Origin of the sequence: Chondromyces apiculatus DSM 436 (genome assembly GCF_000601485.1) — a bacterium.
Classification (GTDB): Bacteria; Myxococcota_A; Polyangia; order Polyangiales; family Polyangiaceae; genus Chondromyces; species Chondromyces apiculatus.
In genome coordinates, this window is the sequence record NZ_ASRX01000013.1 from 60,708 (window position 1) to 85,857 (window position 25,150).

The 25,150-nt window shown below is 70.6% G+C and carries 17 protein-coding genes and 1 pseudogene; 8 read left to right on the forward strand and 10 right to left on the reverse strand.

Features of this window, described 5'->3' with window-relative positions:
* The first annotated feature begins 214 nt into the window (after window positions 1–214).
* Entirely contained in the window at window positions 215–2,749 is a 2,535-nt protein-coding gene (locus CAP_RS09235) for a hypothetical protein (RefSeq protein ID WP_044238704.1), read from the forward strand.
* A 288-nt stretch (window positions 2,750–3,037) separates the two neighbouring features.
* Window positions 3,038–4,051, forward strand: a pseudogene (selD, locus tag CAP_RS09240) (selenide, water dikinase SelD); the annotation flags it as partial.
* 78 nt (window positions 4,052–4,129) lie between these two features.
* Here the strand turns inward: selD and CAP_RS09245 are convergent.
* From CAP_RS09245 to CAP_RS09270, 6 genes are all read right to left on the reverse strand, one after another.
* Entirely contained in the window at window positions 4,130–5,308 is a 1,179-nt protein-coding gene (locus tag CAP_RS09245) for a PrsW family intramembrane metalloprotease (RefSeq protein ID WP_044238708.1), read from the reverse strand.
* Between the two features lie 571 nt (window positions 5,309–5,879).
* Complete coding sequence (locus tag CAP_RS09250; RefSeq protein WP_231511241.1) at window positions 5,880–7,292, reverse strand: MATE family efflux transporter; 1,413 nt, start codon at window positions 7,290–7,292, stop codon at window positions 5,880–5,882.
* A 183-nt stretch (window positions 7,293–7,475) separates the two neighbouring features.
* On the reverse strand, window positions 7,476–8,840 hold the full coding sequence (locus CAP_RS09255) for a protein-disulfide reductase DsbD family protein (RefSeq protein ID WP_044238715.1): 1,365 nt from the start codon (window positions 8,838–8,840) through the stop codon (window positions 7,476–7,478).
* Window positions 8,841–9,316: 476 nt separating this feature from the next.
* Window positions 9,317–10,003: an outer membrane lipoprotein periplasmic chaperone LolA gene (gene lolA, locus CAP_RS09260; protein ID WP_044238717.1), complete on the reverse strand. Its 687-nt coding sequence runs from the start codon at window positions 10,001–10,003 to the stop codon at window positions 9,317–9,319.
* Window positions 10,004–10,256: 253 nt separating this feature from the next.
* Window positions 10,257–10,844 carry a crossover junction endodeoxyribonuclease RuvC gene (ruvC, locus tag CAP_RS09265; RefSeq protein WP_044238967.1) on the reverse strand — a complete coding sequence of 196 codons (588 nt, stop codon included), beginning with the start codon at window positions 10,842–10,844 and terminating at the stop codon, window positions 10,257–10,259.
* Window positions 10,845–10,846: 2 nt separating this feature from the next.
* The gene (locus tag CAP_RS09270) at window positions 10,847–12,316 is read right to left on the reverse strand and encodes an FAD-binding oxidoreductase (RefSeq protein ID WP_052374597.1); all 1,470 of its coding nucleotides are present in this window, start codon (window positions 12,314–12,316) and stop codon (window positions 10,847–10,849) included.
* Between the two features lie 97 nt (window positions 12,317–12,413).
* Between CAP_RS09270 and CAP_RS09275 the strand changes: the two genes are divergently transcribed.
* Window positions 12,414–13,022 (forward strand): Maf family protein, encoded by a 609-nt coding sequence (locus CAP_RS09275; protein ID WP_044238723.1) that lies wholly within the window; start codon window positions 12,414–12,416, stop codon window positions 13,020–13,022.
* A gap of 212 nt (window positions 13,023–13,234) precedes the next feature.
* On the opposite strand, the gene CAP_RS09280 is transcribed toward CAP_RS09275, so the two are convergent.
* Both CAP_RS09280 and CAP_RS09285 read right to left on the reverse strand, forming a co-directional pair.
* Complete coding sequence (locus CAP_RS09280) at window positions 13,235–13,498, reverse strand: hypothetical protein (protein WP_044238726.1); 264 nt, start codon at window positions 13,496–13,498, stop codon at window positions 13,235–13,237.
* A 132-nt stretch (window positions 13,499–13,630) separates the two neighbouring features.
* Window positions 13,631–14,818, reverse strand: coding sequence for a hypothetical protein (locus CAP_RS09285; protein ID WP_156040637.1), 1,188 nt, complete (start codon window positions 14,816–14,818; stop codon window positions 13,631–13,633).
* A gap of 532 nt (window positions 14,819–15,350) precedes the next feature.
* Between CAP_RS09285 and CAP_RS09290 the strand changes: the two genes are divergently transcribed.
* The 3 genes from CAP_RS09290 to CAP_RS44090 all read left to right on the forward strand — a co-directional run bounded on the left by CAP_RS09290 (window position 15,351) and on the right by CAP_RS44090 (window position 21,223).
* Complete coding sequence (locus tag CAP_RS09290) at window positions 15,351–16,994, forward strand: DUF4419 domain-containing protein (RefSeq protein WP_052374599.1); 1,644 nt, start codon at window positions 15,351–15,353, stop codon at window positions 16,992–16,994.
* Between the two features lie 359 nt (window positions 16,995–17,353).
* Window positions 17,354–17,740, forward strand: a complete 387-nt coding sequence (locus CAP_RS09295; RefSeq protein ID WP_044238733.1) for a hypothetical protein — start codon at window positions 17,354–17,356, stop codon at window positions 17,738–17,740.
* 159 nt (window positions 17,741–17,899) lie between these two features.
* Window positions 17,900–21,223: an AAA family ATPase gene (locus tag CAP_RS44090; RefSeq protein WP_052374602.1), complete on the forward strand. Its 3,324-nt coding sequence runs from the start codon at window positions 17,900–17,902 to the stop codon at window positions 21,221–21,223.
* Window positions 21,224–21,239: 16 nt separating this feature from the next.
* Here the strand turns inward: CAP_RS44090 and CAP_RS09305 are convergent, their stop codons facing one another.
* Entirely contained in the window at window positions 21,240–21,866 is a 627-nt protein-coding gene (locus CAP_RS09305; protein WP_156040638.1) for a hypothetical protein, read from the reverse strand.
* Window positions 21,867–22,173: 307 nt separating this feature from the next.
* Here CAP_RS09305 and CAP_RS09310 point away from each other — a divergent pair, with 307 nt between their 5' ends.
* A complete protein-coding gene (locus tag CAP_RS09310) occupies window positions 22,174–22,701 on the forward strand; it encodes a Uma2 family endonuclease (RefSeq protein WP_231511247.1) in 528 nt (175 codons plus the stop codon).
* A 33-nt stretch (window positions 22,702–22,734) separates the two neighbouring features.
* Here CAP_RS09310 and CAP_RS09315 read toward each other — a convergent pair whose 3' ends face one another.
* Window positions 22,735–24,348: a hypothetical protein gene (locus CAP_RS09315; protein ID WP_052374605.1), complete on the reverse strand. Its 1,614-nt coding sequence runs from the start codon at window positions 24,346–24,348 to the stop codon at window positions 22,735–22,737.
* A 481-nt stretch (window positions 24,349–24,829) separates the two neighbouring features.
* Here CAP_RS09315 and CAP_RS09320 point away from each other — a divergent pair, with 481 nt between their 5' ends.
* On the forward strand, window positions 24,830–25,150 hold the full coding sequence (locus CAP_RS09320; RefSeq protein ID WP_044238735.1) for a hypothetical protein: 321 nt from the start codon (window positions 24,830–24,832) through the stop codon (window positions 25,148–25,150).

A 25,150-nucleotide genomic window follows, 5' to 3' on the forward strand; every position in this document is an offset into this window, starting at 1 on the left:
CTGCTCACTGCACCCAGCGGTGGTGGTCCGGCGTCCACGAGCCCACGAAATCGGCTTCCGTCCAGCCGTTGCCTCCCTGCGAGATGGTTGCAGCCGCGTCCATCCTGGGCGATAGGCCGAATGAATGCAGCGCAGCCATGTGGTGCGCGCACATAGGAGCTTCCTGATGACCGGAAACAAGTTGCGATTCGCATGGGCGGGCTGGGCGTCAGCCATGGCGCTCGCGTTCGTGGTGGGCTGCGGCGGAGAAGGCCCCAAGGGTGACCCGGGTGACCCGGGGGCGCCGGGGACTGAAGGGCCTCCCGGGCCCGGGACCGTTGGCGAAGGCAGCGTCAGCGCCGTCAGCCCGAACATCGTGTACCTGGACCGCCAGGTCGAGGTGATGATCAGCGGCTACGGCACGCGCTGGTCCAGCGGGGTGACGGTCGACTTCGGCCCCGGCATCGCCGTCGACCAGCAGAACATCATCGTCGCGAGCGACACCTCGCTCATCGTGTTCATCTCGGTCGCTCCCGATGCCGATGTCACGAGCCTCCGTGACGTCAACGTCACCGACTCCACGGGCACCGTCACCTTCGCTGGCGCCTTCGTGGTCCAGCCGCCCATCGCCAACCTGGGCCGGCTCGGCACCGTCGCGCAGGGCTCTCTGTTCCTCGTCCAGGGCGACGTCATCGATCGCTCGACGCCCATCGATACCCTGGAGGAGACCACGCTCGAGCTCGGGCAAGGCAACAGCCAGTACGTGCTCTCGCCCGCAGACGGCGAGGTCGCGCCTTACTCGTTCTCCGGGCTGGCCTTCGTGGACGTGAACACCGCCCCGGGCCAGAAGGAGATCGTCCTCCTCAACGGCTTCCAGGGCGACCCGGACTTCCCGCCGGTCTCCTACCGGTTCCCTGCGAGTCAGTTCTTCGATGTGACGCCCCGGACGCCCACCCCGATCGCGCTCGGCACGCCGGCGGTGGGCTCGTTCGCGAGCTCCCTCCAGACCCACCTCTTCGAGGTCGCGCCCCTGCCGACCGAGGACGTCTTCGTGCAGATCGAGGCTGCGAACGGCGAGGGCGCGGCGTTCGTTCTCCTGCCCCCGAGCGGGCGGTTCGACGACCTGGCCCAGGTCCAGTTCTGGCTCGGGAACAGGGTGCCGGCCTCGAACTCCACGGACCCCTGGTACGTCATCGCCATCAACCTCGACAGCGCCACGGGCTACGACTTCACCATCGAGACCACGGCGGTGGAGGCGGAGACCGCCGACGTCTGCGAGAACGCGGCCGTCGTTCCCCTGCCGGCGAACCTCACCGGGCTCACGCTCGAGGACGACGCGGACCAGGACTGGTTCGCCATCGAGGTGCCCGCGGATGCCCTCGGCGGCACCATCGCGGTGGCCACCACGGCCGGCGACGCCAACGCCGACACGATCCTCGAGATCTTCGGGCCTGACGACTGCCTGGTGGCGTTCGCGGGTCCGCGCGATCAGGACTACCACGAGACCCTGGTCAGCCCGGAGCTCACCGCGGCCGGTACGTACTACGTGAAGGTGTCCTACTCGGACTACGCGCCGTACGCCGCAGGGGGCTACAACCTCTCGATCAACCTCAACGTGCCCGTCGGTCCGGACACGAATGAGCCGAACAACACCTGCGCGATGGCCACCGACGGCGGTCCGCTGCCGGTCAGCCTCCTCGACCAGTCTCTGGACACCGCGACCGACGAGGACTGGTTCTCGTTCGAGGTGGACGCGGCTGCGGTGGGCGGCACCTTCACGGTGGCGACCCTCCCCGGTGACGCGCAGACGGACACCATGATCGAGGTCTTCGGGCCCGACGACTGCTCCGTGGCCCTCAGCGAGCCGATCGACGACAACTACCACGAGAGCTACACGAGCGACGCGCTCACGGCGCCCGGCACGTACTTCGTCCGCGTCTCCAACTCGCCGACCACCACGAACACGGGCATGGCGTACGACCTGTCCGTCACCGTGGACCTGCCGACGGCCCCCGACGTGCACGAGCCGAACAACACCTGCCAGGCTTCCACGGCGCTGACGCTCCCGGCGACCGAGATGAACCTCTCGCTCATCCCCCAGACCGACGAGGACTGGTTCGCGGTGACGCTGGACGCCGCCGCGGTGGGGCAGCGCCTGTTCGTGGTCACCTCGCCTGGCGACGACGAGGTCGACACGGTCGTGGAGTTCTTCCAGAGCGACTGCACCACCTCCTTCGGTGGCCCGAGCCCGGACCTGAACTACCAGGACATCCACGCGAGCCCCGTGATCACGGCGGCCGGCACGTACCACATCAAGATCTCGAACTCGACGTTCGGGTACACCGGCGACGCCTACAACATGCAGGTCCTGCTGGTGCCCGCCTCGGTGACCGAGAGCGAGCCGAACAACACCTCGGCCACGGCGGACAGCACGATGGGCAGCCCCGACGCCATCGGCGCCATCGGCGTGGCTGGTGACAACGACTGGTACGCGGTGCCCCTGCCCGCCAACGTGCGGTTCGTGGCGCAGGTGGACAGCGGCATGGTCAACGAGTGCGGCGTCGACATCGACTCGGAGCTCGAGATCTACAGCCCCAGCGGCACCTCGCTCGCCTTCTCCGAGGACATCTCGCCCTTCGGGAACTACTGCTCCGCCGCGCTCGTGCAGATCACCACGGCCGGGACCTACTACGTGCGCATCGCGTCCTCGACCGATTACGAGCCCGACGGGATGTTCGACTACACGGCGCGCTTCTACTACTTCCCCTGAGCTGCTGCGCGCAGCGCCCTCTCGGGCCCTCCGCCGCCTGGCGGCAGGGCCTGCAGGGCGGGGGGTACTCCCCGGATCCCCGACGGTAGGGTGCTCCTCAGCGCCCGCCGTCTCCCTCCATCGCGGTTCCCCTTCACGATCACCGTCTTCGAGGCTCTCCGCCTGGTGAGGCGCGGTGACAGCCCCTCCTGCATGCGGCATAACGGGCCGCGAGAGGAGGTATCCATGACGACTGTGCGGCTGACGACGCTGGTCCAGGGTGGCGGCTGAGCGCGGAAGCTCCCCGCCGAGAGCCTGGTCCAGGTTCTGAAGACCATTCCCAGCTACGCCCACCCGTGGACGGATGACCGGCCTGGCCCGTTCGACGACGCGGCCGTGGTGCGCCCGGAGGGTGCCGCGCGCGCGATGGTGCTGACCATCGACGTGATCACGCCCATCGTGGACGACCCGCGCGCGTTCGGCGCCATCGCGGCCGCCAACGCCATGAGCGACGTGTGGGCCATGGGCGGCCGCCCCGAGGTGGCGCTCTCGTTCGCCGGCGTCCCCACGGACAAGGTCCCTCTTGAGGTACTCGGAGAGATCCTGCGCGGGCTGCAGGAGGCCTGCGCGCGGGCACGGTGCGCCATCGTCGGAGGGCACACGCTCGCGGACGCGGAGCCGAAGTGCGGCCTCGCGGTGGTGGGCAGCGTCGACCCGGCCCGGGTCTGGTCCCACCGGAGCGCGCGCGCGGGGGATGCCCTGATCCTCACCAAGGCGCTGGGCACCGGGATCGTGTCGCAGGCCATCCGGGCAGGCCGCGCCGACGCAGCGCTGGTCGCCCGGGCGACGGCGCAGATGCTCGCGCTGAACGGCCCGGCGTGCGAGGTCGGGCTCGCGGTGGGCGCCAGCTCATGCACCGACGTCACGGGATTCGGGCTGCTCGGACACCTGCGCAACGTGGTGGAGGCGTCGGACCTCCTGGCGACGCTCCACGCGGGAGCCGTGCCGATCCTCGAGGGGGTGCTCGGGTTCGCCGAGGAGGGGCTCGTGCCTGGCGGATCGAAGCGAAACCTCGCCTACGCGAGCGCGGTCACGGTGTTCGCCGACGACGTGGCCGAGGCGCAGCGGCTCCTTCTCGCCGACGCGCAGACCTCGGGGGGCCTCTTGCTCTGCGTGCCCGAGGCGCGCGCGGAGGAGGCCCTCGCACGGCTGCGCGACGCCGGGTGCGACCGGGCGGCCCTCATCGGCCACCTGGAGCCCCCCGAGGCGGCGGCAGGCGAGGGCCCGGCAACGCGCATCCAGGTCCGCGCCCGCGCCGGCTGAGCCCCGTCTCCCCGCGGCGGGGTGCGGCGTGGGGCGGCGGGATGCGGCGGGATGCGGCGTGGTGACGAGGCGCGCCCCTCAGTACCGAGGCGCCCGGGCCATCATCGCCGCCCGGTGCTGCTTGATCTCGTCGCGCAGCGGGATGATGAAATCCGCGCTGATCGTCCGCTTCTGTCCCTTCATCGCCCGCGCCGTGTGCCACTTGCTCAGCCCGAGCCGCGCCCCTGCCCGGATGAAGTTGCGCCCCGACGCGCCCCGCCAGCCGAACGTGCAGCGGAGCCTGCCCACCGGCGAGCACACCAGGTCGATCTCCTCCTGGCTCAGGTGCCCGAGCAGCACCTCGTCGCGCAGGTTCTCGCGGATGAGCCGCCCCTTGCGCACGACGAGGGCGATGATCAGCACCGAGAACGCCGCCACGAACAGGAGCCAGAGGAGGAGCCACGGCACGAAGACCGCGCCCATCGCGCTCCCGAGGGCCGTGGGCAGGAAGTTCCACATCGCGTGCAAGGAGACGCCGATCATGTACCCGGCGACGGGCGCGAGCAGGCGCGTGGACGACTTCGTGGACTCGCGCGCGAGGCCGAAGCCGATCCCGGTCATGGCCGTGAACAGCGGGTGGAGCCACGGCGTGAACACCCCGCGCAGCACGAACGTCCCCGCGAGGACGTCGCCCCCCTCCATCGCCGCCTTCGCGTAGTACAGCACGTTCTCCACCGCCGCGAACCCGAGCGCCGTGAACGTGGCGTAGATGATCCCGTCCACGATCCCGTCGAACTCGCGGCGCATGAAGTAGAAGAACCCGAGCACTGCCAGGCCCTTCCAGAACTCCTCGGCGAACGGCGCGCTCACGGACGCGCTCACCAGATCCCCCACCTTCGGACCGAAGGCCGCGGAGAACACGTCGTGCACGGTGGAGTTGATGAGGATCGAGAAGCCCGTCGCCGCCACCGCGCCCCAGAGGAACGCCATCAGCAGGCACCACCAGGGCTCCGGATCGAAGCGGTCGAGGACGGAGGGAATGAACAGGTACACGACGAGCGGGGGGAACGCGAACACCGCCCCCACGAACATCGCGGGGATGATGCTCCCCTGCGTCGCCAGGATGCCGCGGAAGGTGTAGAAGAGGTTCAACACCACGCCGAGGATCATGCCGGTGATCCACAGCGTGAGGCCCAACCTGCGGCGCTTCTGCTCCGCGTCGTGCTCCGAGGAGACCGTGAACGACGCCCTCCCGTGCACGGCCACCGGCCCGTTCATCCTCGCCGGTCCGTGCGCCTGGGCGGGGTGGCCGTAGCCTTGAGGCGGGCCGTGGTGACCCTGGGGGTACGGAGCCCCGCCTTGCGCCGGGTAGCTCTGACCGTGAGGGCGTGGCGCCCCCCCCTGCGCGGCGTGACCGTGACCTTGCGCGTACGGCCCGTTCCCATGCGCCGCATGGCCGTGGCCCTGCGGTGGACCGTACCCCGGCTGCGCGAAGCCCGCCCCCTGCTGCGGGGCACCGTATCCCTGCTGCGGGTGACCTCCGTGCCCCTGCGGGTGGGCAGGGTACTGAGGGGTTCCGGGGGAGCCTGGTCCGGGAGGAGGTCCGTGGGGATTGTTCATGGGGAAGCTGCCATCGCGCAGGGCGCGACGGTTCTTTTCCAGGGTACGCGATGGTTCGGGGGGCGTACACCCCGCGCCAGGGCAAGCAGGCCATGACATCGTCGCACGGACAGACCACGACGTCGTCGCACTGGCGGGCGACGGATCACGCCCACAAGGCGCCGGTCGCGACAACCTGGACACCATCACAATCCTGGAAGATGCCCCTGCCGCGTCCCCCTCCGACGGATCACACCCGAGCCACCACCCCTCGGGTCAGCACGATGAAGCGACCCGTGAGCAGCACGGAGACCGCCATCAGCCCTGCGGTGAGCCCCATCCACAGCCCCACCGCGCCCAGCTTCAGCACGAAGCCGCAGAGGAGCGCGAGCGGAAACCCCACCAGCCAGTGTCCCATCACCGTGGCCACGAACGGGACCCGCGTATCGCCCGCCCCGCGCAGCGCCCCTGTCGCGACGGCCTGCACACCGTCGAAGATCTGGAAGATGGCCGCCATGCGCATCAGCGAAACGCCCACCGCGATGACCTCGGGGTCCTCGGTGAACAGACCGACGAGCGCCCTCGGAAACAGGGTGAAGATCAGCGCCGAGATGGTCATCAGCGCGCCCCCGGTGGTGATGCCGAGGAGCCCGGGGCGACGCGCCGGACGGCCTGCGCCCACCGCGTACCCCACCGCCACCGCCGTCGCGCTGCTCACCCCGAGGACGCTCATGAAGCTGAAGCTCGCCAGGCCGATGGCGACCTGGTGCGCGGAGACCGCGTGGATGCCCATCTTCCCGGCCACGAGCGCCACCGCGGAGAACACCCCGCCCTCGATCAGGATCTGCATCCCTGCGGGCGTCCCGAGGCGCAGCACCTGGGCCAGGGTCACCCGCGCCCCGGGCCCTGCCGACGCATCCGGATGCGCCGCCTCCTGCGCATCACGCTGCGTATCACGCTGCGTATCGCCATGACTCGCCGCCGCGCGCAGGATCACCGCCACGAGCACCACGCCCCCGATGCTCGCCGAGAGCCCCGCCCCCAGCGCGCCGAGCTGCGGCAACCCCAGCGCGGGCAGCCCCACCACGGCCAGCGCCTCGTCGCCGCGCACGAGCACGCTGCACGCCAGGAAGTTCACCACGTTCGCGATCAACACCGCCACGATCGCGGGCCTGGTCCGCCCGTACACCTGCAGGAACGTGCGCCCTGCCGAGAACAGCGCGTAGCAGAAGGTCGCCGGCACGTGCCCGAGCATGAACCTGCGCACGCCGGGCACGAGATCCGCGTCGATCCCCATGGGGACCAGCACCAGCGTCACCAGGAACCCGAGCAGCACCGACACCGCCGACATGAGCAGGCAGGCCTGCAGGGTCACCCCCAGCGCGGAGCGCGCGCGCCCCACCTCCCCTGCCCCGAGCGCCTGCGCCGCGAGCGGCTCGATGGCGGACGCCACCCCCACCGAGAGCCCCCCGGACGCGAACAGGATGGCGCGTCCCATCGAGGCCGCCGCCAGCTCCTTCACCGACATCCGCCCCACGATCGCCGTGTCGATGAGGGTCATCGCCGTGATCCCGGCCTGCGCCAGGGCGATGGGCCCCGCGAGCCGCAGCAGACGGCGTAGATCCTGGGGAAAGTAGGCTGGGGGACGGGCTGGCTGCGTCACGGGCCGCGCAAGGTAGCGCGCGAGGACGCGCCGCGCGACGGCTCGCGCGAGAGGGAGCAAGAGAGACAGGGCGGGAGAGACAGGGGCGGGAGAGACAGGGGCGGGAGGTGCCGAGGAACGCGCCCCCGAGGGTTGGAGCGCTGGGTCAGGGGAGGGCGGTCCCCTGACCTGGGGCACGCATCGTCACTTCACCGAGGCGAGCGCCTTCGCGAAGTTGTCTGCCGGAACGAACTCGTTGAACCGAGCCGCTTCCTTGCCGGTGCTGTCGAGCAGGATCACCGTCGGCAGACCCTTCACGCCGTACTTCGCCTGCAGCGCCACCACGTTGGGATCCTCGTCGTCGGTCGCGTCGACCCGGATCGCCGTGTAGCGCGTCGCTTCCTTGCGCACCGAGGCCTCGGGGAAGGTCTTGTGCTCCAGCTCCTTGCAGGCGCCGCACCACGAGGCCCCGAAGTCGACGATCACCGGCTTCGCGCCCGCCGCCGCCGCCTCGCGGCCAGCCTTCTCGTCGGCGAGCCAGGTGATGTGCGGAGCCTCTCCCGCGGCGCTGGCGCCCTCGGCCGCGGCCGGCGGGAGCTGCACCCAGGAGACGAACATGAACACGCCCACGACGGCCGGGAGGATCGAGGCCAGCTTCATCGGCTTCGACAGGTGCGCGATGGGCGAGCGGCGCCGCTCGGCGGCGAGGTGCACCAGCGCGAAGACCAGGCCCAGGCCGAGGATCGCGCCGCCCACGATGCCGTAGGTCACCTGGGGCGACACCAGCGCCTGGAGCGACGGCATCACGTCGCGCACGTAGGCGAGCGCCATGTACGCGAGCGCCACGCCGCAGACCCACTTGATGCCTAGCATCCACGCGCCGCCCTTCGGCAAGCTCACCGCGAAGGTGCCGACCACGAAGAAGAGCACCCCGAGGCCCAGCGCGAAGGAGGTCATCGCCGCCACGCCGAGGACGAGATCGCCGGTGGTCGCGATCCACATCGCCACGCCGGTGAGGCCGGGGCCGGTGCAGGGCGCTGCGATCAGCGCGCACACCATGCCGAGCGCAAAGGCGCCCTTGAAGCCGACGCCACCCACGGAGGACAGCTTGTTCTGCACGCTGCCCGGGAGTGTCATCTCGAAGGCGCCGAACATCGAGGCGGCCAGCGCGAGGAACACCACCGCGATGAAGCCGACCACCCACGGGTTCGCCATCGCGCTGCCGAGCATCTTGCCCGACACTGCCGACAGCACCCCGAGCGGCGCGAAAAGGCTGACGATCCCGAGCACGAAGGTGCCGGAGAGCGCCGCTGCCTGCAGCCGGCTCTTGGCCTCCTTTGCCCCGAAGATCGAGACCGTGATGATGATCATCGGATAAACGCACGGCGTGAAGCTCGCGAGCAGACCGATGCCGAAGCATGCGGCGATCGCGACCGCCGGTCCCTGGGCCAGGGCCCGCTGGAACGCCGAGGTATCCGAACCAGCAACTTCCTGGGCGGACGCCAGCCCGGAGACGAGGAGCGCGGCGAGGAGCAGCGCGGCTACGAGCAATCGATGACGCGATTTCACGGGGGTCCTCCGTCGGTCTGACCGCGATGCTGCCGCGGTCTTGCACAGACTACCTGCAACCAGCGGGCCGGCGCAGGGCAACTTCGGGTACGTCGATGTAAGCTAGCAGAATCCAAGCCTTTTTCAGTCTGCGCCCTCTGGCCGAGGCTCCCTGGTCGGAGCCCCTCACGGATCCATGCAGATCCAGGATCGGGGCCGCAATTCGGATCAGGAACGTCCAGGTCTGGATCATCCATGTACCAGGTCGAGGGCTTCCCTCGTCAAGTGTTCAGGCCAAGGGAAGCGACAGGGAGCGCGGGACGCAGGCGCGGGACGCAGGCGCGGGACGCAGACGCGGACGCGGGAAGTAGGTGGGGAGCAGGCGCGGACGTGGACGCGGGACGCAGGCGCGGACGTGGACGTGGACGTGGACGCGGGACGCAGGCGCGGACGCGGAGGGGGTCAGGCTGGGGCGCGGGAGGGCGCCCCGACCTTCCTCACGGCTTCACGATGCGCGTCCCCGGAGGCGGCGTGAACTCGAACTCACCCTTCGTCACGGGCTGGTTCACCACCGGCGCCGAGAAGTCGAAGCGGTTCCGGTTGCCCTGGGCGTCGAGGATCAGCACGCGCCGCACCTGGTTCGTCGCGCTGTCCACGTAGAGCAGCACCTTCTGGTACGCCGGCGTCGCCTCCTTGGGCGTCCCTTCGAGCACGTAGCCGCCCTCGAACTTCATCTGCTGCGCGTTCAGGAGCTTCAGCGAGAAGTCCTTGGTCAGCTTGCCGGTGCCCATCAGGAACGCGAGCGCCGCCGGGTACTGGGACCCCTTCACGGAGGTCTCGTACATCTGCTCGTTCTCCTTCTCGTACACCTTGATCGTGGTGCCGTCGGAGACGACGCGGTTGCCGTTCGGCGCGTCGTAAGTCCAGCTCATCTTGCCGGGCTTCTCGAACACCACCTTGCCCGTCGACACCTTCTGCACGTTCTGCACCTTGATGGTGTAGTTCTGCTTGAAGGTCGCCTGGAACGTCTTCGACGAGTCGTAGAACTGCTGGACGCGACGACCGATCTCCTCCGCGGTGGGTTCAGCGGCGACGACCTCGGCCGAGTGCGAGAGCACCACGGCGGGGACGGCGAGCCCGAGCAGACAGGCGACGCCGAGACGGTAGAGCAACGAACGCTTCATGGCTTCCGGATCTCCTTGATCGATCAGGCGTGGGCGGCGACCCGTGTTCCCGACCCGCTGGACGCTGGAACGGGGCTGGGCTCTCCGACCTTTCATTCTCTTGGACGCACGACGGCCCGGGCCGATGCAAGGGGACATAGCACAACCTGAAACCCGCCACGTCCGAGGGGCTTTTTCCCCGGGATTTTCTCCCCGAGCCCCTTCCCCCCGGCCCGTCCTCCTCTCCCTCGCCCCCGTCCCCTGCCCCCCTCCCCTACCCCTTCTTCATCGCCTTCGCCTTCGCCGCTTGCGCCGCCTGCGTCGCCCACCCTGGCCGCCGCGCCCTCCCCTTGGTCGCCGGCAGCGGCAGCCCCGACGCTGCCATCGCCGCGTTGAAGTTCGCCACGTGCAGGTGGGTCATCGCGATCGCCAGCGCATCGGCCGCGTCCGAGCGCGGCGGCTCCTTCAGCCCCAGCACTGCCGTCATCACCATCGCCACCTGGTGCTTGTCGGCCGCGCCTCGCCCGACCACCGTCCGCTTCACCAGCGCCGGCGCGTACTCGTGCACCGCCACCCCCGCGCGCGACAGCCTGAGCAGCACCACCCCCCGCGCGTGCCCCAGCTTCGCCGCGCTCTGCGCGTCCTTCGCGAAGAACAGACTCTCCACCGCCCCGGCCACGGGCGCGTGCTCCGCCATGAGCGCCGCCAGCGCATCGTCGAGCTGCACGAGCCGCGACGCGAACGCCCCCTCCGTGTCCACGTCCACCACCCCGTGCGCCACGTGGAGCACCCGCGACCCGTGCCGCTCCACCACGCCCCAGCCGAGGTGCCGCGTCCCCGGATCGATCCCGATGACCCGCATGGTCAGCACGCCCCGTGGAGCGCGACGGCGCGCCCATCCACCACGCTCGGCGCCGCCTCGAGCTGCCGCCGCGGGAAGATCTTGTGCGGGTTCAGGAGCCCCTTCGGATCGAACACCCGCTTGATCTGCTTCTGCAGCTCGATGAGCTCCGGCTGCTGCTCCAGCCCGAGGAAGTCGGCCTTCGACGTCCCCACCCCGTGCTCCCCGGTCAGCGTCCCCCGCATCGACACCACCGCGCGGAACAGCCGGTGCAGGCTCCGCTCCACCAGCGGCGCCATCGCCGCGTCGTTCCAGAGCAGGTTCACGTGCAGGTTCCCATCCCCCGCGTGCCCGTACGTGATCATCCGGATCCCCGTCTCCGCCTCGATCGCCCGCGTCTCTTCGAGCAGCGCCGGGATCCGGTCTCGCGGCACCACCACGTCCTCCGACAGCTTGTACCGCGCCATCGCCCGCGTCGCCGGCGAGAGCTGCCGCCGCGCCTCCCACAGCCTGTCCCGCTGCGCCGCGTCCTGCGCCACCAGGATGTCGATCGCGTCCACCGCGCACACCTCCCCGAGCCGCTCCGCCTGCGCCTCGCAGTCTGCCGGCGCCCCGTCCACCTCCAGGATCAGCATCGCCCGCGCCCGCGCGTCCACCGCCACCCCCCGCGCCCGCACCGCGTCGAGCGTCCCCTCGTCGAGCAGCTCGATGCACCGCGGCCTCACCCCCGCCGCGATCATCGCGCTCACCGCCCTGCCGCTCGCGTACACGTCCGGGAACAGCGCCATCAGCGTCATCACCGCCCCCGGGTTCGGGATCAGCCGCAGCGTCGCCTCCGTGGTGACCGCCAGCGTCCCTTCGCTCCCCACGAGCAGCGACGTCACGTCGTACCCCGTCACCCCCTTCACCGTCCGCTTCCCCGTCCGGAGCCGCGTCCCGTCGATCAGCACCACCTCGAGCCCCAGCACGTAATCCCGGGTGCTCCCGTACTTGAAGGCCCTCGGCCCTGCCGCGTTCTCCGCGATGTTCCCCCCGATCGCGCACATCTTCAGCGAGTTCGGATCCGGCGGAAAGAACATCCCCTCCGCCTCCACCGCCGCGTGCAGGTCCGCCAGGATCACCCCCGGCTGCACCACCGCCACCTGCTCCTCCCGGCTGATCTCCAGGATCCCGTTCATCCCCAGCGTCGCGATCACCACCCCGCCCGCGACGGGCACGCACCCCCCCGACTTCCCGCTCCCCCCAGCGCGCGGCACGATCGGCACCTCCGCCTCGCTCGCCGCCCGCATCGCCTTCGCGATGTCCTCCGCGCTCGACGCCAGCACCACCGCATCGGGCGCCACCGGCTCCTGATCCGACTCGTCCCCTGCGTACGCCAGACACGCCTCCGGCGACGTCAGCACCTTCGACGGCCCCAGCGCCCGCTCCAGCAGAGAGCGCGCCTTGTCGGCCATCGCAGCAGAAGGACGAGGGAAACTCGGATGCAGCCGCATCCTCATCCTCTACCCCGGATCGCCCCCGGACGCAGCGCCGCTCCCCCACCGCTCCCCCACCGCTCCCCCGCCGCTCGCCTGAGCTACCGTGAGGCGCATGACCTCGTCCGTCGCACCGCTCGCGCCTCCCCCGCTCGTGCTCGCCAGCACCTCGCCTTACCGCCGCATGCTCCTCGACCGCCTCGGCGTCCCCTTCACCGCGGCAGCTCCCGACTGCGACGAGGACGCTTACAAAGCCTCCGCCACCTCACCCCGCGGCCTCGCCGAGACCCTCGCCCTCGCCAAGGCCGAGAGCCTCCGCGCCACCCACCCCGACGCCCTGATCCTCGGCGGCGATCAGGTGGCCACCCTCGACGACGACATCCTCGGCAAGCCCGGCACCCGCGACGCCGCGATCGCCCAGCTCGAACGCCTCGCCGGCCGCACCCACCTGCTCATCACCGCCGTCGCGCTCCTCCACCACCACGGCCGCCTCGTGCAGCACACCGACGTCGCCCGCCTCACCCTCCGCCCCCTCACCCGCGCCCAGATCGAGCGCTACGTCGACGCCGACACCCCCCTCGACTGCGCGGGCTCCTACAAGCTCGAAGCGCGCGGCATCGCCCTCTTCGCCTCCATCGACACCGCCGACACCACCGCCATCACCGGCCTCCCCCTCCTGTGGCTCACCGGCGCGCTCGCAGGCCTCGGCTTCGAGATCCCCTGACGCTCGGCCGCTGCCCTGTGGTGCCGCAAGACGGCTGGAGCGCGCCCCGTCACCTCATACATACGGCCGAGGGCATTGTCCGCTTCCCCAGGCGATGGGCATCAGGCCCGAAGCGGCAAAGCGCTCTGGAAACTGCGGGTGGAGCGCGGAGTGGGGGGCCCCGACGAGCTTTGCTCGGTGGGGGGCGGGGGCGCGAGCCCCTGCCGTGTGAATCAGACGTCACCCACGACCTCGGCGAGCGTCGCCGCCGTCAGGACCCGCTCCGCCCACACCTCGAGATCGGCAGTTCCAGCGCTGTTCACCCGCGCCACGACGGCATCAGGCAAGGTCCTGAAGCGAGCCCCGAGCTGTTTCAGCAGCATCACCCGGCGCCCCTCCAACACGCCTTCCTGCCGCCCTTCCTTCAGCTCGGAAGCCGCCTGCTCCACCTGTGAGAAGGTCGCCTTGAACAGCGCATCGTGGATGCTGTTCGCCATCGGCGAGGCGCATCCTATACAGCGCCAGCGCGACGCGCCTCTCCTGCAGTGCCAGCGCGACGCGCTTCTCCACGGCCCATGCCTGCCAGCGGCGAGGCAGGCCCGCGAGTGCCCCCGCCTCGCGCGGCTGGCCTACTTCCTGGGCGCCTTGAGCCGCCGGTTCGCCTCGTCCTTCACCCACTGCGAGGGGTCCTTCGTGAAGCCCTGCACGAACGCGCGCCCTGCGGTCGGGTTGCAGACCATCACCGCCCCGAGCGCCGACGCGCGCACCAGATCGTCGTTCTTGCCGGAGGCGAGCGATTTTGCGATCGCCTCCGCCTCCTGCCGCTGCACCTCGTTGATCCAGTCTCGCTCGCAGGCGTTCAGGAGCGCCGTCGGGAGCAGGTGCTCCTTCACCCCGCCGGCCGCGGCGCGCTTCTTCTCGTACGCCAGGAGCTTGTCGAACTGCGCCTCGCAGGGCGGCCCGTACCCGAGGCGCTGCGCGGCCAGCCCGAGCACGTCCGAACTGGGGTCGTCGAGCAGCCGCACGTTCTCGCCGCAGATCTCCTGGTCGAACGTCTTGCTCCCCCGCAGGCTGAGCAGCACCAGGTAACGCATCTTCGCGTCGTCCTGCCGCAGCGACGCCAGGTAGAAATCGAACGCCTCGCGCGACGTGTCGTTGGTGGGCAAGAGCGTCCCGTAGATCCCCTCCCGGAGCCCCCGCAGCGGGCTCGCCTCCGCCAGCTTCTTGATGCGCGGCAGGTGCCCCGCGGTGTCGACCCGGATCCACCCCACCGCGTAGCCGAGCGGCTTCGCGATGCGCGGCGAGGTCTCGCGCTCCGCCTGTCCCACGAGCCGCCCCGCGGTCGCGCCGTCCTTGTAGAGCGCCCCCGACGACGGCAGCTTCGTCACCGCCAGGTAGCGCACCTTCTCGTCCTTGTCCTCGAGCAGGTTCAGGATCGTCAGCGCCCCCTTGTCTGCGTCCTCGCCGAGCAGATCGTCCTCTCCCCACGCTTTGTACGCTGCGCACTCGACGAACTCCCCTTCTTCCGAGGTGACGTCGAACCCGTCCTCTGCGGTCCACGGGCACGCGAGCGCCTTCTTCAGCGCCGCGAGGATGGTCGGGTCGTTGTCCGGCGCCGCGAGCCCTTCCGACCGCGCGCCCCTGTCGCCCACCGCAGGCGTCTCCGGCAGCCCCGTCGAGGGCCCCCCGGCAGCCTCCTGTGACCCGGCGGCCGCAGGCGAGGTCGCCACCGGCGGCGGCGGCGCGGCAACGCACCCAGCGAGGACACCCCCGACGACGAACACCGACGCGGCACGACGCAAGCGAGACCGGACCATGATTGTGCTCCCTGCGTGCTCCCGGCATCCCACGCGGTGACCGTCCACGCGACCGCAGCCTTTACTCGGTCGACGTTCCGGCAGGCAACCGCCCCGGACCACGGGTCGCTCGACCCATCGCACGGTGTCCCTCGATACATCGAGCAAGGTCCCCCGACCCATCGCGTAAGGTCCCCCGACCCATCGAGCAAGGTCCCCTGACCTATCGCGATAGGTCCCTCGACCTATCGAACAGGGTCCCCTGACTTATCGCGATAGGTCCCCCGACCCATCGAGCAAGGTCCCTCGACCCATCGCGCAAGGTCCCCTGACCTATCGCGATAGGTCCCTCGACCTATCGAACAGGGTCCCCTGACCTATCGCGATAGGTCCCCCGACCCATCGAGCAAGGTCCCCTGACCTATCGCGATAGGTCACTCGACCCCGTCCATGGCATCCCCCAACCTCGTCTATTGGTCCACAGCATCGCCCACCTTCCTACATCTTCGGCCTCACCTTCTCCCACCATAGCGCGTCGTGGGAGACTCACCCCGTGACCATCACCTTCGCCCTCGACGATGTCACCCGCGCCACCGAGCCCCTCCCCACCCGCCGTCTCGGCGACGCTCTGGGCGAGGTGCTCGCGCTCGGCGGAGATCCCGAGCTGCCCGTCGTCGATCATGGCCACACCCATGCGCTCCTCGGCGCGGTGCACCTGGCCTTCGCCCAGCATCGGCCCCTCATCCTCTCGCCTGACGCCGTGTGGCTCACCATCGCTCAGGGGGTCGCCCAGCACGTGCGCCTCCACGCCGACGCGCTCCGGCCGCGGCTCGTGCGCCACGAGGGCACGAAGAAGCTGGAGGTCGCCTGGGATGGGCCCATGCCCGAGGACCCGGCCTCGTGGACCGCCATCGTCGCCGCGTTCAGCGCGCAGGTGGCGGGAGAGATCGGCGCGGGCAGGGCGCGGCTCTTCGCCTGCGATTTCTCCACCAGCACGGAGGTCGAGCGCGTCGCCGGCCAGGTCGCGCTGCTCGACGTCCACGCGCCTTACTTCGAGTACGCCCTCCTGTGCGTGTGCGGCATCCCCGAGGTGACGCTGCTCGGCTCTGTGGAGGACTGGCAGCGCATCCGGCAGCGGGTCGAGGTGCTCGCCGAGCTCGACCTCGGCTTCTGGACCGCCTCGCTCGCGCCGATCTGCGACGCGCTCGCGCGCACCGCGGCTGGAGAGATCGACCTCGCCTTCTGGCGGCGCATCTACAAGCCACGCGACGCCTACGGGGGCGACGTGATCACCGGCTGGATCGCGCGCTTGTACCCGTACCTGATCGAGGAGGGGCGCGCCGCGCTCCGGAACCCGCTCCTCGCGCTCCCCCTCGACGAGCCACGCGACGTGACGGGCGGCGCGGCAGCGGAGGGGCCGTCCTGGTACTCGGGTCCGGCGATCCGCGCCTCCCAGGTGGTCGCCGGGGCCTCGACCGCGCGCATCGACGTGCGCGACGTGGTGCGGGACGCGCAGGTCGCGGTGGCGCTCGACGCGGGCGTGCTCGCGGTCACCCAGGATGGTGACGGCAGGCTCGCCCCCGTATGCGCGTGGGCGCTGCGGCGACCCACGCCGACGATGGGCGCGGTGATCGCGCGCATCCGCGCGGAGCACGAGGCCGTCCCCGCACCGCCGCGTACGCCTCAGGAACTCAACTGGCTGACCGGGCCCGCCGACTTCATGGCGCTCTACCTGGAGCTGGAGTCGGCGACGCTGTTCGCGCCGGCGCACCCCTGGACCGTGCGCGCTTCCGAGGAGCACGAGCGGGTGATCGTCTCTTGCCCGCACGGCAGGACCACGGAGGTGCTGCGCTTCCTCGACCTGCCCGACGGCACCTTCCTCGCGCTGGCCCGCGCCAGGGCGCGGACAGTCCTCGTGCGCGGGCGCGACGATACCCTGGAGCCCCTCCCTCCCTGGAAGCCTGGCGACCCTGAGCCGGGAGATTTCCTGCGGGGTGAACGGCCACCGCGCGAGCGGCGCTCCAGCCAGCACGTCGACGAGATCCCCGTGCTGCGCGGGACGCTGGCCGAGATCCTGGCGGCAGCGCTCGACGCGGAGGGAGCGGTGGATCTCGCCGAAGAGGCGCGCCTGATCGAGGTGCTGCCAGAGTACCTGACGAGGCCACCGCCTCCGCCGCAACCGCGCGGGAAGCGGTAGGCGCACGCGCGTGAGGCGCGTGGGCCGTGCGAGGCCCCTCTTGCCTGTCGAGCTGAGAGACCTCGACGCGAAGCTCGGGCGCGGGCGCGACGAAGGTGGATCGAGGAGGAAGTGGAGCTTCGCTTCTCCGCAGGCCGTCTGGTGGTGCCGGATCTGGCTGGCTATCGAGGTGGATCCGTGGTGGCGACCGGGTGGGGAGGCGGTCTAGCTAGGGGCTCTGCTGACGGGTGATCCGGGGAGGCGCTCGACAGGCGCACCAGGGAGGCGCGAGCGCATTGCAGAGCGCCGCTTGCGGGTGCGGGAGGGGCAGCCCTAGATGAGCCCCCGCGGAGCAGGTGTGCCCGCGGACGAGGCAGATCATGGCGAAGAAGAGCTTTCCCTGGGGCAAGGTGGCGCTGGTCGGCGGGACGCTGGCAGGCGTGGCGCTCGCGTACTACGCGCGGCGCGGGGCCGGGTCGGAGAAGAACGCGGTCCTCATTCCGGACGTGATCGAGGACGAGATCGACAAGGTCGTCGATCAGCTCAACGAGAGGTTCGACAGGGAGTGGGTGACCCGGGGGCTCGATGCGCTCACCCTGGGGCTCGCGGCGACACTGTCACCGACCGGCAAGCTGCTGCTCGCCGTCCTCGACGAGGTGGAGCAGTGGGCCTCGGATCACCCGAACATCGCAGGGATCAACCTGGGGCCGGTGAAGAGGAAGCGCGCCGCCGACATGTTCCGGGAGCGGCACCCCGCGCACGCCTGATACACACGGCCGGGGACATTGTCCGTTTCCCGAGGCGACGGGCGTCAGGCCCGAAGCGGCAGAACGCTCCGGAGACCGCCTACCCAAGCTCGCGGGAGTTCTGCATCATGTCGTCTCCCCTTCTCTCCAGCAGGAGCGGCGAGGGACGAGGACGAGGCGATGACCGGTCGGAGTGAAGGCACGGCGCAGACGGTGCCTGCGGTCCTGGAGCGCTACGAGTTCCTCGACAAGGTGGGTGAGGGCGGCTTCGGCGATGTCTACAAGGCGCGCCAGCAGGTGAAGGGGAGCGCCCGAGGGGGCACGGAGGCGCCGCACGTCGTGGGACCTCGGTCGTCGACGCCCAGGCCGAGCGAGGGCGAACGGCGGCAGGTGACGGTGGTGTGCTGCACCCTCTCCGCGACGGGCAGCGAGGATGACGACCTCGAGGTCGAGGAGCTCGACGCGCTGCTCGACGCCGAGCACGAGGCCTGTGCGGTGATCGCGCGCCGCTTCGGAGGCCACCTGGACAGCGCGCTGAGTGACACCACGCTGTTCTTGTTCGGCTACCCCACGGCGCGCGAGGACGACGCTCAGCGAGCCGCGCGCGCCGCCCTCGCGATGATCGCGGAGGTGCACCGCAGGAGCGTTGCGACGGCGAAGCGCCACGAGGCGCGGGTGAAGATGCGGGTGGAGATGCAGGTGGGGGTCCACACCGGGATCATCGTCACGCGGGGGTCGAGCGGCGCGGCGAGCCAGAGGGGGCACCGCATCGGCGGGGCGACGCCGCAGACGGCGAGCCGGTTGAGCGCGCTGGCGCATGCGGGAGAGGTGCTGGTCAGCGGAGCCACGTACCGGCTGCTGCGTGCCCGCTTCGAGCTGGAGGAGCACTCCCCTTCGGCGCAGGCAGGGGCGCCGCCCGAGGTGTACAGGCTGCTGGGGAGCCGGGGAACGCTGGGGGTGCGGGATCTGCCCCTCGTGGGGCGGGAGCGAGACCTGGAGGCGCTGGTCGAACGCTGGCAGAGGGCGCGCTCCGGAAAGGGGCAGATCATGCTGGTGAGCGGAGAGGCCGGCATCGGCAAGTCGCGGCTCGCCCGGGCGCTGCGGGAGCAGATCGGCGCCGAGGTCCACCTGGCCCTTGAAGGGCGCTGCGTCCAGGAGGCGATGAACACGCCACTGCACCCGTTCATCGATCTGCTGCACCGGTGGCTGGATCCGCGCCGGGAGCACGCGGCCGAGGGCAAGGCGGCCCTCCTGGGCGCGCTCCTCGAGCGACATGGCTTCGATCTCGCCGAGGCCATGCCCCTCTTCACCTCGCTGCTGGCGCTGCCGCTGCCCGCACCATACGTGGCGCTGGATCTGACACCCCAGCGGCAGCGCGAGCTGACGCATGGCGCGCTGCTCTCGCTGCTCTTCGAGGCGAGCGAACGCGCCTCTGGGCTCCTCGTCCTGGAAGATCTTCACTGGGCCGACGCGAGCACGCTGGAGGTCTGTACCGCGCTCGCGAGCGACGCCTCGGCCGGGAAGCTGCTCGCCGTGTTCACGGCGCGCCCCGGGTTCACGCCACCCTGGTCCGCCTCGGTGATGCCCATCCTGCAGCTCGGCCACCTGGAGAGGGCGGACGTCGTGCAGATGGCCGCCGCCATCGGCGGGGGCCGCGCGCTGTCCTCGGAGGTGGTCGACTGGATCTTGGCCCGCACGGACGGGGTGCCGCTCTTCGTGGAGGAGCTGGTGCAGATGCTGCTGGAGTCCGGCACGCTGGTGGAGCGCGAGGGTCACCTGGTGCTCGCGGCAGGGTTCGACCAGACGCGCATCCCGAGCACACTCCGTGACTCCCTGGCGGCGCGGCTCGACAGGCTCGGCCCGGCCCGGGAGGCGGCGCAGGTGGCGGCGGCGATCGGGCGTGACTTCGGCTTCGAGGTGCTCCGGGCCGTGCTCGACGTCGACGCGCGCAAGCTGCGCGAAGAGCTGGACACGCTGGTGGCCGCGGATCTGGTGTACCACCGGCGCCGCCTGCGGAACCCTTCGTACATCTTCAAGCACGCGCTCGTGCAGGACACGGCCTACGACACCATGCCGAAGGGCCGGCGGCGCGAGGTCCACGGGCGGATCGCGCGCACGCTGGAGCGCGACTTCCCCGAGGTGGGTGAGGCGCAACCGGAGATCCTGGCGCGGCACTGGGAGACCGCGGAGTCGCTGAGCAAGGCCTCGACCTACCTGCTCCATTCTGGCCGAAGGGCGCTCGGTCGCGGGGCGAACAAGGAAGCCATGGCCTCGCTCAAGAAGGGCATCACGCTGCTCGACGGCCTGCCCGAGGACAACGAGCGGTGGCACCAGGAGTTCGCCCTTCGCTCTGCGCTCGGCGGCGCGCTCGTACCCGTGACGGGGTACGCCGCACCAGAGGTGACAGACAATCTTCTGCAGGCTCGTGAGCTCGGCGAAAAGATCGGCGACCCGACGATCCTGTTCCCGGTGCTCTATGGTCTATGCACGAACAACATGTCGGCAGGGCGCCGGGAGATGACCGAGCGCTGTGCGACGCAGCTCTCCGAGTTCGCGCTCGCTCACCCGGCGCCCATGCGCGATGTCACGGCGCATTTCACCGTCGGCGTGACGCACTTCTACCGCGGTCGCCTCGACCAAGGCTGGCGCGCGCTGGACCAGGCGATCGCCTCCTACGACACCAGCATGAATCCGCGGTTCGTGGAGCTGTTCGGCGACGATCACGGGTTGTTCGCGCTGGGCCATCGCGCCTGGCTCGAGGCCATGGCCGGGCGAGCCGACCAGGCCCGTACATCGACCTGCCAGGCGAGAGAACTCGCAGAGCACATCGGGCATCCTCTCACGTCCATCCTGGCCATGGTGTTCTCGGTGATCGTTCACCGTGAGCTGCGTGATGTGGAGCGAACCTATGAGCTCTCGGAGAAGGTGACGTCGCTGGTCACCGCGCAAGGATTCCCTTTCTGGTACGTCAATGTCCGGAGGGCCAGAGGCTGGGCTCGCGCAATGCTCGGTGATCACGATGACTGGGCAGCGGAGATAGAAGAGATCAGCAGGTCCCACGAGCTCATTGAAGGGATGAAACCATCGCTGGTCCTCTATCGCGCTGCCCTCGGTGAGGTCTATCTGCGCGCAGGACGCCACGACGATGGGTTGCTGGCCATCGACCAGGCCATCGCCGATGGGTGGACGAGTTCGGTCAGCTTTTACCAGCCGGAGTTCTTGCGCCTGAAAGGCGATCTCGTCGCGGCTCGGAGCGGTGACCCCGAGGCGGGCATCCCGCACTACGAGCAGGCGATCGCCGTCGCCCAGGAGCACGGCGCCGTCTACCACGAGTTGCATGCGGTGACGCGGCTCGCCCGCGCCCTCCTGTCCTGTCGAGGGGGCGAGCGCGCAGGCAAGCACCTGACCGAGACCATGGCAAAGATGGTCGAGGGGCACGACACGCCCGTCTACCGCGAGGCAGCGGAGGTGCTCACCGAGATCGCGGCTGCGGGGTGGCGCTGACGCTAGCGGGCGCCGCTCAGGGCGCGCAGCGCGGGTCGCCGTCCTGGATCTGCTGGATCTGCTCGGCGCTGAGGGGGATGGGGTCGCAGCCGTGGGTGTCCTCGCAGATGAGGTCCCACTGCGGCTGGGCGAGCGCGTGGCAGTCGAAGCAGTTGCCGCCGAAGGCGTTCACCGTCTCCGCCGCGCCGCGGGCGAGGATGGTGGTGCCCGAGGCGCTCACCTCGAGCGAGAAGAACTCCCAGTCGCGCGTCGTGGCGTCGAAGCCGGCGCGGCGCTTCACCATGGCCTCGGTGGGGACGAGCTGGAGGACGGTGCCCACCGGGTAGACCCCGCCGTCCGGCGAGTTGGCGACGGCGAGGGCCTCCTCCTGGCGGCCGAGGCGGTTCGAGACGCGGAACTTGCGCACCTTGTCCCAGCCGAGGATGCAGTCGAAGTCCGCCGCGGCCATGTCGAGATCGTCGGCGCTGACGCCGCCGCCGCTGCCGCCGTCGCCGCCGCTGCCGCCCTCGCCGCCATGGCCATGGTGCGCGCCGCCGTGGCCGCTGCCACCCTGACCGCCGCCACCGGACGCGGGTGCGCCTCCCTCGCCGTCGTCGCTGGAGCCGCAGGCGGCGAGGACGACGAAGAGAAGGGCTGCTGACATGGAGGACACGGATCGGGAAAACGTCATGGATGCTCCGGGGCGGTGAGGAACGCGGTGGGAAGCGTACCCGTGGTGCGACGAGAGCGTCACGTACGCAATGCAGCGCCGCGGCCTCGCGAAGGAGGTGGTGGACGGGTGTGGAAGGGTGGAAGGAAGTCGTGCAGGAGGAGCGGTCATGCGCTCTGCGGGCACGGGGGGGGCTCGCGCCTGTGGGGGCCTCGGGGTAACCTCTGGGCGTGGGTCAACCTGCTCCGAGAACGCCGACGTTCGACGAGCTCTACGCACAGATCCGCGCGTTGCCGAGAACGTGGCAGGAGAGATCCTGGAGCAGGGGGTCGTGCGCACCGTGTCGAGGCCCGGGAAGGCGCACCGACACGCGGCGCGACAGTGCCTGCATGGGCTCGGGAAGGTCGACGCGAACGTGGGCGGCGCCGGGTGGTGGATCGGGCAGGAGGCCGAGATCCGGTTCCCGGGTGGGCGGCTCTTGGTGCCGGCTCTGGCAGGGTTCAGGGTGGAGCGGGTGCCCGAGCTGCCCGACGAGAACCCGCTCACGATCCTGCCCGACTGGTGCTGCGAGGTCCTGTCTCCGCGCACAGCGCGGGATGACGTGGCGGTGAAGCTGCCACTCTACGCGCGGTCGGGGGTGACGTGGATCTGGCTCGTCGACCCGAGGCGGCGGTGGATCGAAGTCTTCGAGGCGGTGGATCACCAGCCCGCGCTCACGGCCGTGGCGACGGAGGATGCTCGGGTGGCGCTGCCGCCCTTCGGAGAAGAGATGGCCGTGGGGCCCTTCTGGCTCCCGGCTCCGGCCGACGACGAGGGCGGCGAGCGCTGAGGGGCCTGGAGTCCCTCAGCGCTCGCTCTTCACTCACTCGGCCATCTCGAACTGGACGCAGTAGTTCCGGTGGTCGTGGTGGAAGGTCAGGTCCGCCGCGCCGCTCGCGCCGGGGAAGGGCTGCGAGAGCACCAGGGCCTCGTTCGACGCCTTGGTGAGGACCACGGTCCCCTCCGGGAGGCCGCCGCCGCTCACCAGGTCTCCCACGGCGCGGGCGGCGAAGGCGCCGGCCGGCCCGGTGATCTGCGCCGAGCCGCTGGTCACCGTGCTCATGACGGTCTGCTTGCTCTGCCCCTCGAAGGGATCGGAGTCCCGGAGCTGCCCCCGCCGCGCGTCGGCCGTGCCGCCCGTGAAGCCGTCCACGTCCTGGGTCATGGCGTAGCGCACCACGAGGTTCTGGCCGGCGGGGGGAGCCGCGAGGGTGATCTTCACCGCGAGCCCCTCGATGGCCACCGAGGCGATGGTGAGCGGGCCCGTGGTGTCCTCCACTTCGAAGCCTCGACCATTGGCCCAGGCCGTGTTCGCGACCTGGTGGGGAGGCGTGATGGTCTCCTCCCAGGCGAGCGGCGGGTCCGGCACGTCGAAGTCGAGGGTGATCGTGGCGCCATTGCGCGACATGGCCCTCGGCTGGAGGGGCTTCCAGGTCTGGTTGAGCAGCGAGATCCGGGCGAGCACCTCGGCGTTCTTCTCGCCGAGGCGCACGTAGCCCGGGGCGTCGAGGTGAACGCGATCGCCCGCGTAGCCGTACTGGTACTTGGGCCCCACGCAGAGGATCTCGCCCGGGTAGTCGAGGCCGAGCCGCCATTGCGCGACCGTCGAGACGCTGCGCGCGCCGGCCTGGCCCGGGAACGTCGATTGCTGGGTGACGAGCATCGGAATGGGCGCGGTCTGGCCGGTGATGGCGGGCAGGTCGGTGTTGTAATCGGCCCAGAGCTGGTGAATCTGCGCGGCGTAGGTGGGGTCGGCGGTGTCGGTCTCGCCGTGGGTCAGGGTGATGGCGGCGACGCCGTAGCTCTGGCCCGCGGCGGCCGTGAGCGCCTTGATGGCCTCCACCTCGTAGAGGGTCGCCGCGTAGGCCTTGCCGGTGCCGTTCTTCTCGATGACCGTGATGCTCTGGCCCGACTCGCCGATGACCGTGTGCGCGGAGGTGTAGTCGAAGCCGTGCTCCATCGCGGTCGCGGAGAGCTGGTTGGCCATGCCGGCGTGGATGGTCTCGCCAAAGATGTTGTTCGGGTACGGCCCCGCGGGGAGGCCCGTGAGCCCGCCGCGCACGGGCTCGGTGAGGGGCACGAGCGAGAGGACATCTCCCTGGCCGTCGTACTTCGGGTCGGAGCCAGCGTCGTCGAGCTTGAGGTTGCCGTAGGGCTGGGTGGTGCTGAGCACCGGGTTGCCGCTCACGCCGACCGAGAGGCTCTGGCCGGTGCCGACGATGCCCACCACGTCGTACGGCGGCGGCGAGACGGTCACGCCGCCCCCCTCGCCCCCACTCCCACCGCCGCTGCCTCCGGCGTGGCCTGCATGCCCTCCCTGGCCACCGCCCTGTCCCCCCTGCCCTTGACCGCCGCCGCCGGTGGACGAGGGGCCGGGGTCGCTGGAGCAGGCGGCGAGGAGGGTGAAAACCAGGAGGGAGGAGAGGGAGAGGCGCATGGTGGAGTCCTTCGCTGCAGGGGAACCGTCGCGTGCTGACGAGAGCTTCCGATGCCGGTGGTCCGGAGAGGAGCGCAAAGAGGTGGCGTGAAGGTGCATTCGTGGGGGCCATCCCCGTACACGGGTGCCGTGGAGCCGGAGTGGGTGGCACCGGGACGTGGAGGGGGACATCTTACAGGCATGTCGGCCGACCCCCTCGATCGCGCTTTCGAGCGCCTGCATGCCACCGACTTCGAGTACGCAGCGGAGGGCCTCGAAGGCCTCTCCAACCACGGCCCCATGGCCGCCGAGTCGCTCGTCTCCCTCGGGAGGCCCGATCGGGTGGAGCCCTTCGTGGAGGCCTATCTCCCGAAGCTGCGGCCACTCACGGAGGAGGCGAAGGAAGGCATCGCCCGGTACGAGCGCGCGGTGGGCGCGGGGGATCTGCGCGGGGTGCTTCGTTTTCCTGCACGCCGTCACCGCCACGAGCGCGCTGCGGCTCGTGAGCGAGGTGCTGGACGAGGAGGCGAAGCGCGCGGCGCTCGGCGCCGTCTTCCAGGTGGTGGCAGCGCTGCACGCGACGCACGCAGACCCGGCGACCGCAGGCTCCGCACTCAGGACCACCTTCGCGCCCGACGTGGATCTCGGCAAGCTCGACACCTCGCCCGCCGCGATCGCCGCTGGCGGCGCGGAGAGCGAGGACGAGCACGACGTGAAGCTCGCGGCGGCCGTGCTGCGCGAGCATGCCTGCGCGCCGCAGGACGAGCTGCTCGCCGCGGGCGCCGTGAGGCTGAGGGGGCGGGAGGGTCGGGGGCGGGCCTGA

Coding starts and splice junctions, on each gene's coding strand:
- CAP_RS09235 (WP_044238704.1), top strand. CDS start 215: ATGGCGCTCGCGTTCGTGGTGGGCTGCGGCGGAGAAGGCCCCAAGGGT.
- CAP_RS09245 (WP_044238708.1), bottom strand. CDS start 5,308: ATGAACGGGCCGGTGGCCGTGCACGGGAGGGCGTCGTTCACGGTCTCC.
- lolA (WP_044238717.1), bottom strand. CDS start 10,003: ATGAAGCGTTCGTTGCTCTACCGTCTCGGCGTCGCCTGTCTGCTCGGG.
- ruvC (WP_044238967.1), bottom strand. CDS start 10,844: ATGCGGGTCATCGGGATCGATCCGGGGACGCGGCACCTCGGCTGGGGC.
- CAP_RS09270 (WP_052374597.1), bottom strand. CDS start 12,316: ATGCGGCTGCATCCGAGTTTCCCTCGTCCTTCTGCTGCGATGGCCGAC.
- CAP_RS09275 (WP_044238723.1), top strand. CDS start 12,414: ATGACCTCGTCCGTCGCACCGCTCGCGCCTCCCCCGCTCGTGCTCGCC.
- CAP_RS09280 (WP_044238726.1), bottom strand. CDS start 13,498: ATGGCGAACAGCATCCACGATGCGCTGTTCAAGGCGACCTTCTCACAG.
- CAP_RS09285 (WP_156040637.1), bottom strand. CDS start 14,818: ATGGTCCGGTCTCGCTTGCGTCGTGCCGCGTCGGTGTTCGTCGTCGGG.
- CAP_RS09295 (WP_044238733.1), top strand. CDS start 17,354: ATGGCGAAGAAGAGCTTTCCCTGGGGCAAGGTGGCGCTGGTCGGCGGG.
- CAP_RS44090 (WP_052374602.1), top strand. CDS start 17,900: ATGACCGGTCGGAGTGAAGGCACGGCGCAGACGGTGCCTGCGGTCCTG.
- CAP_RS09305 (WP_156040638.1), bottom strand. CDS start 21,866: ATGTCAGCAGCCCTTCTCTTCGTCGTCCTCGCCGCCTGCGGCTCCAGC.
- CAP_RS09315 (WP_052374605.1), bottom strand. CDS start 24,348: ATGCGCCTCTCCCTCTCCTCCCTCCTGGTTTTCACCCTCCTCGCCGCC.